The organism is Klebsiella sp. AqSCr (assembly GCF_008452795.1).
GTDB lineage: Bacteria > Pseudomonadota > Gammaproteobacteria > Enterobacterales > Enterobacteriaceae > Klebsiella > Klebsiella pneumoniae.
Genome location: NZ_MJDM01000005.1, coordinates 1,668,640 through 1,683,685 on the forward strand (window position 1 = coordinate 1,668,640; position 15,046 = coordinate 1,683,685).

Annotated in this window: 12 protein-coding genes; 6 read left to right on the forward strand and 6 right to left on the reverse strand. The window is 60.2% G+C overall.

What is annotated here, in order from left to right; all coding sequences use genetic code 11:
• Positions 1 to 259 precede the first annotated feature (259 nt).
• Together tal and tkt are read left to right on the forward strand one after the other, a co-directional pair.
• On the forward strand, positions 260 to 1,216 hold the full coding sequence (gene tal / locus BHE81_RS12090) for a transaldolase (protein ID WP_004174884.1): 957 nt from the start codon (positions 260 to 262) through the stop codon (positions 1,214 to 1,216).
• A gap of 16 nt (positions 1,217 to 1,232) precedes the next feature.
• Positions 1,233 to 3,227 (forward strand): transketolase, encoded by a 1,995-nt coding sequence (gene tkt / locus BHE81_RS12095; RefSeq protein ID WP_023342665.1) that lies wholly within the window; start codon positions 1,233 to 1,235, stop codon positions 3,225 to 3,227.
• Here tkt and BHE81_RS12100 read toward each other — a convergent pair.
• The 3 genes from BHE81_RS12100 to aegA form a co-directional block, all read right to left on the reverse strand.
• Positions 3,217 to 4,263: a DUF1176 domain-containing protein gene (locus tag BHE81_RS12100; RefSeq protein WP_004149270.1), complete on the reverse strand. Its 1,047-nt coding sequence runs from the start codon at positions 4,261 to 4,263 to the stop codon at positions 3,217 to 3,219. The two genes, tkt and BHE81_RS12100, sit on opposite strands and share 11 nt — an antisense overlap.
• A gap of 63 nt (positions 4,264 to 4,326) precedes the next feature.
• Complete coding sequence (gene nudK / locus BHE81_RS12105; RefSeq protein ID WP_002913754.1) at positions 4,327 to 4,923, reverse strand: GDP-mannose pyrophosphatase NudK; 597 nt, start codon at positions 4,921 to 4,923, stop codon at positions 4,327 to 4,329.
• A gap of 58 nt (positions 4,924 to 4,981) precedes the next feature.
• The gene (gene aegA, locus BHE81_RS12110) at positions 4,982 to 6,964 is read right to left on the reverse strand and encodes a formate-dependent uric acid utilization protein AegA (protein WP_023301623.1); all 1,983 of its coding nucleotides are present in this window, start codon (positions 6,962 to 6,964) and stop codon (positions 4,982 to 4,984) included.
• Between the two features lie 372 nt (positions 6,965 to 7,336).
• On the opposite strand from aegA, the gene acrD reads away from it, so the two are divergent.
• Positions 7,337 to 10,450: a multidrug efflux RND transporter permease AcrD gene (acrD, locus tag BHE81_RS12120; RefSeq protein WP_004185072.1), complete on the forward strand. Its 3,114-nt coding sequence runs from the start codon at positions 7,337 to 7,339 to the stop codon at positions 10,448 to 10,450.
• A 127-nt stretch (positions 10,451 to 10,577) separates the two neighbouring features.
• Here acrD and ypfM read toward each other — a convergent pair whose 3' ends face one another.
• Positions 10,578 to 10,637 carry a protein YpfM gene (ypfM, locus tag BHE81_RS12125; RefSeq protein WP_100181659.1) on the reverse strand — a complete coding sequence of 20 codons (60 nt, stop codon included), beginning with the start codon at positions 10,635 to 10,637 and terminating at the stop codon, positions 10,578 to 10,580.
• 365 nt (positions 10,638 to 11,002) lie between these two features.
• Here ypfM and BHE81_RS12130 point away from each other — a divergent pair, with 365 nt between their 5' ends.
• Genes BHE81_RS12130 through BHE81_RS12140 form a run of 3 tightly spaced genes read left to right on the forward strand, consistent with a single transcriptional unit; the run spans position 11,003 to position 12,717 of the window.
• On the forward strand, positions 11,003 to 11,356 hold the full coding sequence (locus BHE81_RS12130; RefSeq protein ID WP_002913764.1) for an ArsC family reductase: 354 nt from the start codon (positions 11,003 to 11,005) through the stop codon (positions 11,354 to 11,356).
• Between the two features lie 3 nt (positions 11,357 to 11,359).
• Positions 11,360 to 12,487: a succinyl-diaminopimelate desuccinylase gene (gene dapE, locus BHE81_RS12135; RefSeq protein ID WP_002913766.1), complete on the forward strand. Its 1,128-nt coding sequence runs from the start codon at positions 11,360 to 11,362 to the stop codon at positions 12,485 to 12,487.
• A gap of 26 nt (positions 12,488 to 12,513) precedes the next feature.
• The gene (locus BHE81_RS12140; RefSeq protein WP_002913768.1) at positions 12,514 to 12,717 is read left to right on the forward strand and encodes a YpfN family protein; all 204 of its coding nucleotides are present in this window, start codon (positions 12,514 to 12,516) and stop codon (positions 12,715 to 12,717) included.
• Between the two features lie 48 nt (positions 12,718 to 12,765).
• On the opposite strand, the gene ypfH is transcribed toward BHE81_RS12140, so the two are convergent.
• Together ypfH and BHE81_RS12150 are read right to left on the reverse strand one after the other, a co-directional pair.
• Positions 12,766 to 13,461 (reverse strand): esterase, encoded by a 696-nt coding sequence (gene ypfH, locus BHE81_RS12145; protein ID WP_023301622.1) that lies wholly within the window; start codon positions 13,459 to 13,461, stop codon positions 12,766 to 12,768.
• Positions 13,462 to 13,537: 76 nt separating this feature from the next.
• A partial coding sequence (locus BHE81_RS12150) for a tRNA(Met) cytidine acetyltransferase TmcA (RefSeq protein WP_228268710.1) occupies positions 13,538 to 15,046 on the reverse strand: 1,509 nt, incomplete at its 5' end.

Here is a 15,046-nt window from a genome sequence, read left to right on the forward strand (position 1 = left end):
GAAAAGCGTGATGACCATCCTGTCGTTCACCTTTCAGTGGCAGACAGTATCCCTCCTGGCGGGGCGATAAACTTTGAACACCGCCAAACTCTGGCCATCGTTATGATTTTGTTGTTATCAATTTATAGCGGTTATGTTACCCGGATTCGCCGCCAATAATAGCCCTGTCTGCTATGCTTTTTGGTTATGTACCTCATCAATGTTTATACCGTATACCGGCAAGCACTCATGTAACACCTTGTTCCAGGAGGACTTATCCATGAATCAGTTAGACAGCATCAAGCAGTTCACCACGGTGGTCGCCGACAGCGGAGACATCGAATCCATCCGCCACTACCATCCGGAAGACGCCACCACCAACCCCTCTCTGCTGCTGAAGGCCGCCGGCCTGGCGTCCTATAGCGGCCTCATCGACGACGCTATCGCCTGGGCCAAAAAACAGGGTGGCGGCCGCGAAGCGCAGGTGGCTCACGCCTGCGATAAGCTGGCGGTCAATTTTGGCGCGGAGATCCTCAAAAGCATTCCCGGGCGGGTCTCCACCGAGGTGGACGCCCGGCTCTCCTTCAACCGCGAGAAAAGTATCGAGAAGGCTCGCCACCTGGTGGCGCTGTATCAGGAGATGGGCATTGATAAGTCGCGGATCCTGATCAAGCTGGCATCCACCTGGGAGGGGATCCGCGCCGCGGAGGTGCTGGAGAAAGAGGGGATCCACTGCAACCTGACGCTGCTGTTTTCCTTCGCCCAGGCCCGGGCCTGCGCCGAGGCCGGGGTTTATCTCATCTCTCCGTTCGTTGGGCGTATTTATGACTGGTATCAGGCGCGCAAACCGCTGGAGCCTTACGTGGTGGAGGAAGATCCAGGGGTGAAATCGGTGCGCAATATCTATGACTATTTCAAACAGCATAAATACAACACCATCGTGATGGGCGCCAGCTTCCGCCGCACCGAGCAGATCCTGGCGCTGGTCGGTTGCGACCGGTTGACCATCGCCCCGCCTTTATTAAAAGAGCTGCAGGCCAGCGATACCCCGGTGGTGCGCAAACTGATCCCTGCCAGCCAGATCCTGCCGCGTCCGGTGCCGCTCAGTGAAGCGGAGTTCCGCTGGGAACATAATCAGGATCCGATGGCGGTCGAAAAGCTAGCGGAGGGGATCCGCCTGTTCGCCGTCGATCAGCGCAAACTGGAAGATCTGCTTGCCGCCAAACTGTCACTTTAGTCTCACGGAGAAAAATATGTCCCGAAGAGAGCTTGCCAACGCCATCCGCGCCCTGAGTATGGACGCCGTGCAGAAAGCCAACTCCGGCCATCCCGGTGCGCCGATGGGGATGGCTGATATTGCCGAAGTGCTGTGGAACGATTTTCTCAAGCACAATCCGCAGAACCCTGACTGGGTGGACCGCGACCGCTTTATCTTGTCCAACGGCCACGCGTCGATGCTGCTCTACAGTCTGCTGCACCTGACCGGCTACGATCTGCCGCTGTCTGAACTCAAGCAGTTCCGTCAGCTGCACTCTAAAACGCCCGGCCACCCGGAGCATGGCTATACCCCTGGGGTGGAAACCACCACCGGCCCGCTGGGCCAGGGGCTGGCGAACGCCGTTGGGATGGCCATCGCCGAACGGACGCTGGCGGCGCAATTTAATCGCCCCGGCCATGAGATCATTGACCATCACACCTGGGTGTTCATGGGCGATGGCTGTTTGATGGAGGGGATCTCCCATGAGGCCTGTTCGCTGGCCGGCACGCTCGGACTGGGCAAGCTGATCGGTTTTTACGATCACAACGGCATCTCCATCGACGGCAAAACCGAAGGCTGGTTTTCCGATGATACGGCGGAACGCTTCCGCGCCTATCACTGGCACGTCATAGGCGATATCGACGGCCACGATCCGCAGGCTATCAAACAGGCGATAACGGAAGCGCAGGCGGTGAAAGATAAACCGTCACTGATTATCTGCCGGACCATCATCGGCTTCGGTTCGCCCAACAAAGCCGGCTCAGAGGAGTCTCACGGGGCGGCGCTTGGCGAAAAAGAGGTAGCGCTGGCCCGCCAGCAGCTTGGCTGGAAATATCCTCCGTTCGAGATCCCGAAAGAGATCTACGCGGGCTGGGATGCGCGTCCGCGCGGGGAAAAAGCGGAGCACGCCTGGAACGAGAAATTCGCCGCCTACCAGCAGCAGTTCCCGGAGCTGGCCGCTGAGCTGACCCGACGTATGAATGGTGCCCTGCCGGAAGACTTTGCCGCGATCGCCCGCGACTACGTGGCGAAACTGCAGGCCGAGCCGGCGAAAATCGCCAGCCGCAAGGCTTCGCAAAACGCGCTGAACGCCTACGGCCCGCACCTCCCGGAACTGCTGGGCGGTTCTGCGGATCTTGCGCCGAGTAACCTGACCATCTGGTCTGGATCGACATCGATTAAAGAAGATCCTGCGGGCAATTATATCCACTACGGGGTGCGCGAGTTTGGCATGACCGCGGTGGCCAACGGCATTGCCCTGCACGGGGGCTTTATTCCTTATACCTCGACCTTCCTGATGTTTGTGGAGTACGCCCGCAACGCCGCGCGCATGGCGGCCCTGATGAAGGCCCGGCAGATCATGGTCTATACCCATGACTCGATCGGTCTTGGGGAAGACGGGCCGACGCACCAGGCGGTGGAACAGCTGGCCAGTCTGCGGCTGACGCCCAACTTCAGCACCTGGCGCCCCTGCGACCAGGTGGAGACCGCCGTCGCCTGGCAGGCGGCTATCGCGCGACAGAGCGGGCCGACGGCGCTGATCCTGTCGCGACAAAACCTGGCGCAGATGCCGCGTACCCCGGAACAGGTGCAGGATATCGCCCGGGGTGGCTACGTGCTGAAGGATGCCGGCGGCAAGCCCGACCTGATCCTCATCGCCACCGGCTCGGAAGTGGAGATCACCGTCCTGGCCGCGGAAAAACTGTTGGCCAAAGGGGTAAATGTGCGGGTCGTCTCGCTCCCTTCCACTGATGTGTTTGACGCCCAGGATGAGGCCTGGCGCGAATCGGTGCTGCCGTCGGACGTCAGCGCCCGGGTGGCGGTCGAAGCCGGGATAGCGGACTACTGGTATAAATATGTCGGCTTAAAAGGCAAGATCGTCGGCATGACCGGCTATGGCGAATCCGCCCCGGCAGAGCAGTTGTTCCCGTTCTTTGGCTTTACGGTCGACCATATCGTCGCCACCGCCGAACAGGTGCTTAACGGGTGATCCACAGCGTGGGCCAGGCATCTGGCCCCTGCCAGTTGTCGCACGTCGGCTGCTGCGCGTAGCGGGAGAGGCTGAACCGCTGGCCGTCAAAACGCCAGCGGGTTTGGATCCCGCAATCGCCGGCCCCGCGGCCTTTATCCAGGGTCACCAGCTCATGGCGGCGGTCATCATAGCTGGCGTTGATCAGCTCAATCTCACGCGGCGCCTCGCCCGGCGGCTGAAATGGCAACGTTAGCCGCACCTGACGGGCGACATAGGGGCGCTGGCGGGAGACCAGCCAGGCCAGCCAGACGGTGTTGTAGGCGCCGGATTCGCAGCTGGTCATCAGCAGCACTTTGTCATCCGTCAGCGCAGTAACGCGAATTTCACGGCGGAAGGGATCGAGGGAGCAGTGGCTGTTGGTCATCCGCTCATTACCGTAGTCCATCAGATCGTTGAGCTCCTCACGCCCCAGCGGCGACTGCGCCGTTTCCGCGCTCGCCACCGCGCGCAGCGCCGGCGCCGGCGGTACGCTGAGCGGCGGCTCTTCCCCTTTGCCGACCCAGGCCGTTTCGCTACCTACCCGCTTTTGCCGATCGTCGATAAAAAACAGAGCCGCTTTCAACCCCTGCAGGGAGATGGTCTGCAGGCCATTGGCCAGCGAGAGCGCTTTACCCTCCTGAACCTGCTGGAGAAACGCATCGATCGTCACGCTGTCGGCGGTTTTAATGAGCTTATCTTCAATGTGCCAGCGCTTGTCGGTCAGGGACAGCGGTTTACCATCCAGCAGCAGGCGCGGCGCTATCGGCGCGAGCGTCGCCACTGGATTGCCGGTGCCGCCCAGCTCGATACGCAGACTGGCGTCAGTGACTGCCCCAGCGCTGCGGCTGAGGGTCATCACCAGGCCATGATGCAGCCCCACGTTACGGGTGACGCAGAAATTTTGGTTGTTACAGGTGACCAGCCAGTCGTTGAAGCGCTGCTGCGTCGGTGCCGACCATGCCTGCGAGCAAGGCAGCACCGCCAGAAAAAGGAAAAAGATGACGCGAAAAAGCATGAACCGCCCGACCCCAGATAAACCCGACCACGGCGCCTATCCTGGACAACGGCAGCGGGTTACTCAATCGGATTTGTCAGAGTTCCCCGACATCAGGCCGGAGGTTTGCAGATATTGCAGCAGAATGACCGCCTTACCGTCGCGGATCTCCCCGTCAGCGACCATCTGCAGCGCCTGGCTAAAAGGCAGCTCCAGCACCTCGATGGCTTCATCATCTACCCCGCCGCCGCTGGTGGTTCGCTGCGCGTCGCTGTACTCGGCGATAAAGAAATGCACTACCTCGGTGACGCCCCCTGGCGACATAAACAGCTCAAACAGCTTTCTCACCTCGCCCACTTCGTAGCCGGTCTCTTCCACCGCCTCTTTACGAATGCAGGCTTCCGGCTCGTCGTTGTCCAGCAGCCCGGCGCAGGTTTCAATCAGCATGCCGTCATGATTGCCATTGACCCAGGTGGCGACACGGAACTGACGCACCAGGACCACCGTCTGCTTATGGCGGTTATACAGCAGCACGGTGGCGCCATTGCCGCGATCGTAGACCTCGCGCTTGTGGCGCACGACGCTGCCGTCCGCCCGCGTCAGCTCATAGGTCATGTTGCGTAGTACGAACCAGTTCTCAGAGAGGATTTTATCTTTAATGACGTGAATATTGAGTGACATACCGACCCCACAGCGTAAAAGGACGCCCTCATACTACGCTGCGGAGCCGGGTTTGTCGTCAGTGAAGCGGCGTCGTTTTCCGCGCCAGATAGTCCAGGATCCCCTGCGCCGCGTGACGGCCTTCCGCCATCGCCGTCACTACAAGGTCTGCGCCGCGCACGGCATCGCCGCCGGCAAAGATCTTCTCCTGACTGGTCTGATAACGGTAACGGCTCTCCACTCCGGCTTTAATACGCCCCTGACTGTCCAGCGCCACCCCCGCCGCTTCCAGCCAGGGCATGCGGTGCGGGTGGAAGCCAAAGGCCATGATCACCGCATCTGCCGGCATAACAAACTCGCTGCCGGGGATCGGCGTCGGGCGGCGTCTTCCCCCGGCGTCCGGAGCGCCCAGCTCGGTGCGCAAAAAGCGTACCCCGTTAACCCGCCCGTTCTCGTCCAGCTCAAGCGTCACCGGCTGGACGTTAAACTCAAAGAGCGCCCCCTCTTCGCGGGCGTTTTTGACCTCTTTTTTCGAGCCCGGCATGTTGGCTTCATCTCGCCGATAGGCGCAGGTCACCTGGCGGGCGCCGTGGCGCAGCGCGGTGCGCACGCAGTCCATCGCCGTATCGCCGCCGCCCAGCACCACCACGTTCAGCCCGGCGGTGTTGACATAAGGCTCTTGCGCCGATGCCGCCAGCCCCATCACCTGTTTGGTGTTGGCGATGAGGAACGGCAGCGCATCGTAGACCCCGGGGGCCTCTTCGTTCGGTAGCCCCGCCTTCATGGAGCGATAGGTTCCGGCGCCGACGAACACTGCGTCATAATCGGCCAGCAGTGTCGCCATGGAGATATCTTTCCCCACCTCGCAATTGAGCTCAAAGCGGATACCCATCTCGCTGAAGATCGCCCGCCGCCGGGCCAATAGCGATTTATCCAGCTTGAACGCCGGAATGCCGAAGGTCAGCAGACCGCCAATCTCCGGATGACGGTCGAAGACCACCGGCTGGACGCCGTGGCGCACCAGCATATCGGCGCAGGCCAGCCCGGCAGGCCCGGCGCCGATAATCGCCACCCGCTTGCCGCTCGGCTTAACCTGCGAAAGGTCCGGACGCCAGCCGCTGGCCAGCGCCTGGTCGGAAATATAGCGCTCAATATTGCCGATGGTGACTGCCCCGCTTTCATCGCGCAGGGTGCAGGCGCCTTCACACAGCCGGTCCTGGGGACAGACGCGGCCAGTGATCTCCGGCAGGCAGTTGGTCTGATGGGAAAGCGCGACCGCGGCGGCGATATTCCCCGCTTTAACCAGCTCAATCCACTGCGGGATATGGTTATGCAGCGGGCAGGTCCATTCGCAAATACTGTGCTCCCCACACGTGAGACAGCGGGCGGCCTGCTGCTGCGCCTGCTCCGGGGTGAACGGCTGATAGATCTCCTCAAAGTGGCTCTTACGCACCTCCGCCGCCAGCTTATCCGGCTCCCCGCGCGGGGGCGTCATCGCCATTTGCCTGACCTTCGCGCCAGCATTGGGCTGGCTGCAGAGCGGCGTAGCGCGCTGCCACGGCTGCACCTCCTGGCATGCCGAGCGCAGTCGCCGCTGCTTCGCCAGGGTGATCAACGTCTCATCGTCGGCGAGGGTCAGCGCCTGCGCGGGACAGTTTTCCACACAGGCCGGCCCCGCCTCGCGGCCCTGGCATAGATCGCACTTGTGCGCGCTGGCTTTCACCAGGCCTGCGGCCTGCGGCGTCACCACCACCTGCATCACCCCGAACGGGCAGGCCACCATGCAGGATTTACAGCCAATGCATTTCTCCTGACGGACCTGAACGCTGTCGCCGGACTGGGCGATGGCGTCGTTGGGACAACTGCGGACGCAGGGGGCGTCCTCGCAGTGGCGGCAGGTGATGGCGTTACGCTGGCCCTCCGCTTTGATCACGGTGATACGTGGCAAAAAGCGCTGCGGGGTCAGCACGTGTTGCTCCTCGTTATGCGCCATCACGCAGGCCACTTCGCAGGCCTGGCAGCCGATGCACTTTCGGCTATCGCTCAAAATAAAGTGGTTCATGGCTTCCTTTTGTCTTCTTGGTGAATAACCCCTAAATGCGCATGCCTATTTATTACCCGACAAGATGACGCCGGAACAATGTCCAATTGCCCAGGATAAACTTTTTCTGGAGAGAATCCGTTTTGGATCAATTTTTTTGACTTAAATGAAATGAGGTTTCACACCGGCAAGGGATAATGCGCCGGTCTGCGGTGACGAAGCAGACTCGCTACCTGCTGGCAGGAAAGCTCGAGGTTTCTTTACGATACGGCAAAAGCAACATGATAAATTACACTATCTCCTTAATTTCTCCACGATTGCCGGAGAGGCTGGCGCTAAAGTGGCACAGGCTGTGCAATAACAAGAAAATGTGCATATGAGGTTTTTATTCTGATGGCGAATTTCTTTATCGATCGCCCCATTTTTGCATGGGTGCTGGCAATCCTGTTATGCCTGACGGGCACCCTTGCCATTTTGTCGCTGCCGGTTGAACAGTATCCCGACCTCGCCCCGCCGAATGTGCGGATCACCGCCAACTATCCCGGCGCTTCCGCGCAAACCCTGGAGAATACCGTCACTCAGGTTATCGAACAGAATATGACCGGCCTAGATAACCTGATGTATATGTCCTCCCAGAGCAGCGCCACCGGCCAGGCGACGATCACCCTCAGCTTTACCGCCGGTACCGACCCGGATGAAGCCGTGCAGCAGGTTCAGAACCAGCTACAGTCGGCGATGCGTAAGCTGCCGCAGGCGGTGCAAAACCAGGGGGTGACGGTACGCAAGACCGGTGATACCAATATCCTGACGCTCGCCTTCGTCTCCACTGACGGCAGTATGGATAAACAAGATATCGCCGACTACGTCGCCAGTAACATCCAGGACCCGCTCAGCCGCGTCAACGGCGTGGGGGATATCGACGCCTACGGTTCGCAATACTCAATGCGCATCTGGCTCGACCCGGCGAAGCTCAACAGCTACCAGATGACTACCAAGGATGTTACCGACGCCATCAGTTCGCAGAACGCCCAGATTGCCGTCGGCCAGCTTGGCGGGACGCCTTCGGTCGATAAGCAAGCGCTGAACGCCACCATCAACTCGCAATCTCTGCTGCAAACCCCGGAGCAGTTCCGCAATATCACTCTGCGCGTCAATCAGGATGGTTCAGAGGTGACGCTGGGCGATGTCGCCACCGTCGAGATGGGGGCGGAGAAGTACGACTATCTTAGCCGCTACAACCGCCAGCCGGCCTCAGGCCTCGGGATCAAGCTGGCTTCCGGCGCCAACGAAATGGCCACCGCGGAGCGCGTGATCAATCGCCTCAATGAGCTGGCGCAGTTTTTCCCCCACGGTCTGGAATATAAGGTCGCATACGAGACCACCTCCTTCGTGAAGGCTTCCATCACCGACGTGGTGAAAACCCTGCTGGAGGCGATCCTGCTGGTCTTCCTCGTGATGTATCTGTTCCTGCAGAACTTCCGCGCCACCCTGATCCCGACCATCGCCGTGCCGGTGGTGCTGATGGGCACTTTCGCGGTGCTGTATGCCTGTGGCTACAGCATCAACACCCTGACGATGTTCGCGATGGTGTTGGCGATCGGCCTGCTGGTGGATGACGCCATCGTGGTGGTGGAGAACGTCGAGCGCATCATGAGCGAGGAGGGCCTGTCGCCACGCGAGGCGACCCGCAAATCGATGGGACAAATTCAGGGCGCGCTGGTGGGGATCGCGATGGTGCTGTCGGCGGTATTCGTGCCGATGGCCTTCTTCGGCGGCACCACCGGCGCCATCTATCGCCAGTTCTCAATCACTATCGTCGCGGCGATGGTCCTCTCGGTGCTGGTGGCCATGATCCTCACCCCTGCCCTTTGCGCCACGCTGCTTAAGCCTGTTAAGCCAGGTGAATCCCATGAAAGAAAAGGCTTCTTCGGCTGGTTCAACCGCACCTTCAACCGCAGCGCCAGCCGCTACGAAACCTTCGTCGGCAAAATACTGCACCGCTCGCTGCGCTGGATGCTGATCTACGTCGTCCTGCTCGGCGGGATGGTGTTCCTGTTTCTGCATTTGCCGACCTCGTTCCTGCCGCTGGAGGATCGCGGGATGTTCACCACCTCGGTCCAGTTGCCGAGCGGCAGCACCCAGCAGCAGACGCTGAAGGTGGTGCAGAAGGCGGAAGATTACTTCCTCAATAACGAGAAGCAGAACGTCGAGTCGGTGTTCGCTACCGTTGGCTCCGGCCCCGGCGGCAATGGGCAGAACGTGGCCCGTATGTTCGTTCGTCTCAAAGACTGGGACCAGCGCGACCCGCAAACCGGCACCTCCTTTGCCATTATTGAACGCGCCACCAAAGCGTTTAATCAGATTAACGAAGCGCGGGTTATCGCCAGCAGCCCGCCGGCGATCAGCGGCCTCGGCAGTTCGGCAGGCTTCGATATGGAGCTGGAGGATCATGCCGGGAAGGGGCACGATGCGCTGATGGCGGCGCGCGATACGCTACTTGAGCTGGCCGGGAAAAATCCGCTGTTGACCCGCGTCCGGCATAACGGGCTCGATGACAGTCCGCAGCTGCAGGTCGATATCGATCAGCGTAAAGCGCAGGCGCTTGGCGTCTCCATTGACGACATCAACGATACGCTGCAAACCGCGTGGGGGTCGAGCTACGTCAACGACTTTATGGATCGCGGCCGGGTAAAGAAAGTCTACGTCCAGGCGGCGGCGAAATACCGGATGCTGCCTGACGATATCAATCTTTGGTACGTGCGCAATAGCAGCGGCACGATGGTGCCATTCTCGGCCTTCGCCACCTCGCGCTGGGAGACCGGCTCGCCGCGGCTGGAGCGCTACAATGGCTACTCAGCGGTGGAGATCGTCGGTGAGGCGGCGCCGGGTATCAGTACCGGTACCGCGATGGACATGATGGAGAAGCTGGCCGCGCAGTTACCCACCGGCTTTGGCCTCGAATGGACCGCCATGTCCTACCAGGAACGCCTCTCTGGCGCTCAGGCGCCGGCCCTGTACGCGATTTCTCTGCTGGTGGTGTTCCTGTGCCTGGCGGCGCTGTACGAGAGCTGGTCGGTGCCGTTCTCGGTGATGCTGGTGGTGCCGCTGGGGGTGATTGGCGCCCTGCTGGCGACCTGGATGCGCGGGCTGGAGAATGACGTGTACTTCCAGGTGGGTCTGTTGACAGTGATCGGCCTGTCGGCGAAAAACGCCATTCTGATCGTCGAGTTCGCCAATGAGCTCAACGAGAAGGGCCAGGATCTGCTCAGCGCCACGCTGTCGGCTTGCCGTCAGCGCCTGCGCCCCATCCTGATGACCTCGCTGGCGTTCATCTTCGGCGTGCTGCCGATGGCGACCAGCACCGGCGCCGGTTCCGGCAGCCAGCATGCGGTCGGCACCGGAGTGATGGGCGGGATGATCTCCGCCACCGTGCTGGCGATCTTTTTCGTGCCGCTGTTCTTTGTGCTGGTGCGTCGCCGTTTTCCGCTAAAGGAGCGTCCGCAATAAACCGACGAGCTTCGGCGGCGAGGCGTAATAACAGAAAAGGCGACCACGGTGGTCGCCTTCTTTATGTGTTCAGAACCCTAGCGCGCTTATTTACTTCGCGTTATTCCCCTGCTCACATTGCGGAAATTTATTTACGAAGCATGCCTTCAATAAAGTCTTTCCAGTTCCCCAGTTCATGTTCAATCATAATAGCCTCTCTTATTATTATGGTCGATTCTATATAACTTCATTACCGATGGGAAGTTGTGCTCCCCTATTGCTCTGATTGTCTTATGGACCGCTGACAGAGATAAAACCTCTGGTTGTCGCTACTATGCCGCTTCGTATGTAAACATAATGTGACGTAGAGCAACCTCAGACAACATTTTTGCAATAATGTTAAAGCCCTCACATCATGCCCACAGGTGGCCAACATTTAACCACCCGATATATCGAATGAGATCCCCGGTAAAAAGTTATATTTATTCATCTGAATCACGTATTATTTCAGTAAGACTTATATATTCGGAAATATCTGAGTTAACCGCTTAATTGAATGTAAAAGGTTTATCTATGCTCACCATGTACGGAATTAAAAACTGCGATACCATTAAAAAAGCCCGCCGCTGGCTGGAAGCGCATCAGATTGAGTATCGCTTCCATGATTACCGCGCCGATGGCCTTGAGCGCGCGCAACTGGATACCTTTATTGCCGAGCTGGGCTGGCAGGCGCTGCTGAACACCCGTGGCACCACCTGGCGCAAACTCGACGAGTCGCTGCGCAATAGCATCGATAATGCCGACGCCGCTGCCGCATTGATGCTGGAAATGCCGGCAATTATCAAACGCCCATTGCTCTGCGCGCCCGGTCGTCCTATGCTGCTGGGTTTTAGTGAAGCAAGTTATCAGCAGTTTAACGAGGTATAGTCTATGTCTTGCCCGGTCATTGAGCTGGCTCAGCAGCTTATTCGCCGCCCTTCCCTTAGCCCCGATGATGCGGGATGCCAGGCGTTAATGATTGAACGCCTGCGTGCGATCGGCTTTACCGTTGAACCGATGGATTTCGGCGATACGCAGAATTTCTGGGCCTGGCGCGGCCACGGCGAGACGCTGGCCTTCGCCGGCCACACCGACGTAGTCCCGGCAGGCGACGCCGATCGCTGGATCAATCCCCCGTTCGAACCGACCATCCGCGACGGGATGCTGTTTGGCCGCGGAGCGGCGGATATGAAAGGCTCGCTGGCGGCGATGGTGGTTGCCGCAGAGCGTTTTGTCGCGCAGTACCCGAACCACAGGGGCCGACTGGCGTTTTTGATCACCTCTGATGAAGAGGCCAGCGCCAAAAACGGCACCGTCAAAGTGGTGGAGACGCTGATGGCGCGTAACGAGCGTCTGGACTATTGTCTGGTCGGCGAACCTTCCAGTACCGAAGTGGTCGGCGATGTGGTGAAAAACGGCCGCCGCGGCTCGCTGACCTGCAACCTGACTATTCACGGCGTGCAGGGGCATGTCGCCTATCCGCACCTTGCCGATAACCCTGTCCACCGCGCGGCGCCGATGCTGGCGGAACTGGTCAATATCGAGTGGGATAAAGGCAATGAGTTCTTCCCGCCGACCAGCATGCAGATCGCCAACGTGCAGTCCGGCACCGGCAGCAATAACGTGATCCCCGGCGATATGTTCGTCCAGTTCAACTTCCGCTTCAGTACGGAGCTGACGGACGAGATGATCAAATCCCGGGTGATCGCCCTGCTGGAAAAATACCAGCTGCGTTACAGCGTGGAGTGGTGGCTCTCCGGCCAGCCGTTCCTCACCGGACGGGGCAAGCTGGTGGATGCGGTCGTCAACGCGATTGAGCACTATAATGAGATCAAACCGCAGCTGTTAACCAACGGCGGCACCTCAGACGGACGGTTTATCGCGCGCATGGGGGCGCAGGTGGTTGAGCTGGGCCCCGTAAACGCAACGATTCACAAAATTAATGAATGTGTGAACGCCGCCGACCTGCAGCTGCTGGCGCGGATGTATCAACGCGTCATGGAACAGCTGGTCGCCTGACGAATTGACGTAAAGAGGAAGCGCGCATGGAATGGCTTATTAAACACTGGTGGATTCTGGTGCTGGTCTTTTTGGTGGGGGTAATTATCAACGTGATTAAAGATCTGAATCGCGTTGACCACAAAAAATTCCTCAACAACAAACCCGATCTGCCGCCGCACCGTGATTTTAACGATAAATGGGACGACGACGACGACTGGCCGAAGCACGACCAGTCGAAGAAACCGTAAGTTTGCCTTTATCGCGGTACCGCCCGCCTGTAACCCCGCTCACCGGGGTTACAGCATTTCGATGATATCATCCCCTTTTGGCGTACTGCCGCTCAGCGCCTCATCAAAATAGTGCTTCGGCACGGTATAACGCAGACGCTCGATCGCCAACTGCATACTGCGATCGTCAATGGCATGCCCGAGATCGTCGACAATATCTAAGGTCACGTCGCCGCCCGCCTGCTGTAACGCCTCCTCGGCCGACACCGCCCACGCCAGGTCGATAACCCGATCTTCACCCCCGTGGATCAGGTGAATGGTGGTGGCCGTCGTTGCCGTCTCCGGCAGCGTCGCATAGCGGCCATTAAAGGCGATGACCCGCGAAGCCAGATCCGGCGCCGCTTTGATACTCTCCAGCGACATAATCGCCCCCTGAGAGAAACCGATCAGCGCGGTGGCCAGTGGACTGACGCCGCTTTTCTCCTGCCAGTAGCGCACAATTTCAATGAAGGTCGGCATAACGGCGTCGATGCGCTGCTGACGATTCTCTTCCGTGACCCCCTGCAGCGAAAACCACTGCCGACCGTTGGGGCCGCAAGGTTCCACCCCGCCAATGCTGACGATCAGCGCATCGGGAAACTGCGGCGCGAACCAGCTGCCGATTTGCCCCATGGAGACCGGGTTATCCCCTACGCCATGAAACAGCAGCAACAGCTGTTGCGCAGGCGTCGCAGGACTTTGAACAATAAAATGATCGTGTTTCATGGCTGTCTCCTTAGTGTTTGCGGGCAGTGTACGCCGCTCGCCAGATATGACCATGCCATTTAACTGAATGAGTTAGTTAAAAAAATTGCAGATGCGCCACCTGCTGACGCAGCGCCTCAGCGCGCGCTGCATCAAGGAAGCGCAAGGCGTCAGCGGCCTCCCGACGCCATCTCGCCTGCAAGGCTTTTCGCCCCGTCAGCTGCAGCACGGCGCAGAGTGCGGCCTCTTCTTTGCCCTGCAGTCGTCCCCGCAGGGCCGGCAACGGCATGTCGGCCTGCATCAGTAGGCGGTTGAGGCAGCCCAGCGCCGCGGCCAGGGGGCGGTGGGCGAAGGCAAAGCTCGCCGCTTCCAGCCAGTCCTCATCACTAAGCATAGCGTCTGCGACGGCCGGCAGCGGCGCGGATTCCTCTCGCCACGGGCGAAGCCAGTATTCATCGCGCTGCAGCCGCTGCGCCTCCCGCTGCGCCAGCTGGCGCCCTGCCGCGGTCAACGGATAGAGGGCCATCGCCGTATAGCAGCCGCTGCTGGCCTCGCGATGGGTACCCAGCCGTACGAGGGTAAACCCGCAGCGTTGCCAGAAGCGCCACAGCTCAGCGGTATAGCCGAAGCTGACGGAGAGATAGTCATAGCCAGCGGCATCGGCGGCGATATCGGCGATCATCTTCCGCCCGAGGCCTTCCCGCTGGCGGGTGGGATGGACAGCGATCCGACTGACCCGCAGCCCGCGCAGCGTCGCCGCCAGGGGACTGCCGCCGTGCGCCGCCAGCGACTGGGCGACCAGATTCCCGCGCGGCCGGCGAAAACCCGCCCATACCGCCCGGCTCAGTTCGCGAGAAAGTCCCCCCTCGGCCACCAGCCACAGGGCGCCCGCCACCGCGCCGCCGGCGCGAGCGCAGCGGAAAGCCTGGCCCGGAGCATCCATCATGCGCCGCAGATCGAGCGGGGAAGTTCGGTAATGCGCCCCGGACAATAGCTGGTACATCGCCTCCGGTAGCGCTGGCTGCGTTTGCCAGCAGGACTGATTGACCGCCTCCAGGGCTAGCTCCCCCATCGGCGCGTCGCGAAATGCCTCATCGTTAAAGATAAGCAACTGACTGATGGCTGACTCCAGCGGACAGCCCGCCGCCCAGCGGATCGGGGCGCTCAGGGTGAACGATTGCAGATGGGGCAGACTGGCGCAAAATTTCAGCAGGAATCCGCGACCGGTGCCCTCGTACCCTTGCACCGTCGTGGTGAGTAGCGTACGGGGAAAACGGCTCACCAGCTGCCGGAGAAGCGGAGCCGGGATAGCCGCGGCCTCATCGACTATCAGCCACGCCGCCTTTTCTTTCGACGCCAGCAGCGCATCGGGCGCCATAAAGCGCAACGTCTCCCCGGCAAAGCTGGCCAGCACCTCGACAGCGCTACGCGTTGGGGCGGTGACGATGGCCTCGCCCCCAAGCTGGCGCAAGAGCATGCCCGCCAGCGCGGACTTCCCCCGTCCACGCTCCGCCGTCACCGCCGCGATACCGGGCGGCAGGCGTATCAGTTGCTCAAGGATTGCCGCCTGCTCGGCCTGCGGGCGGCCATCGGCGGGATGCCAGTC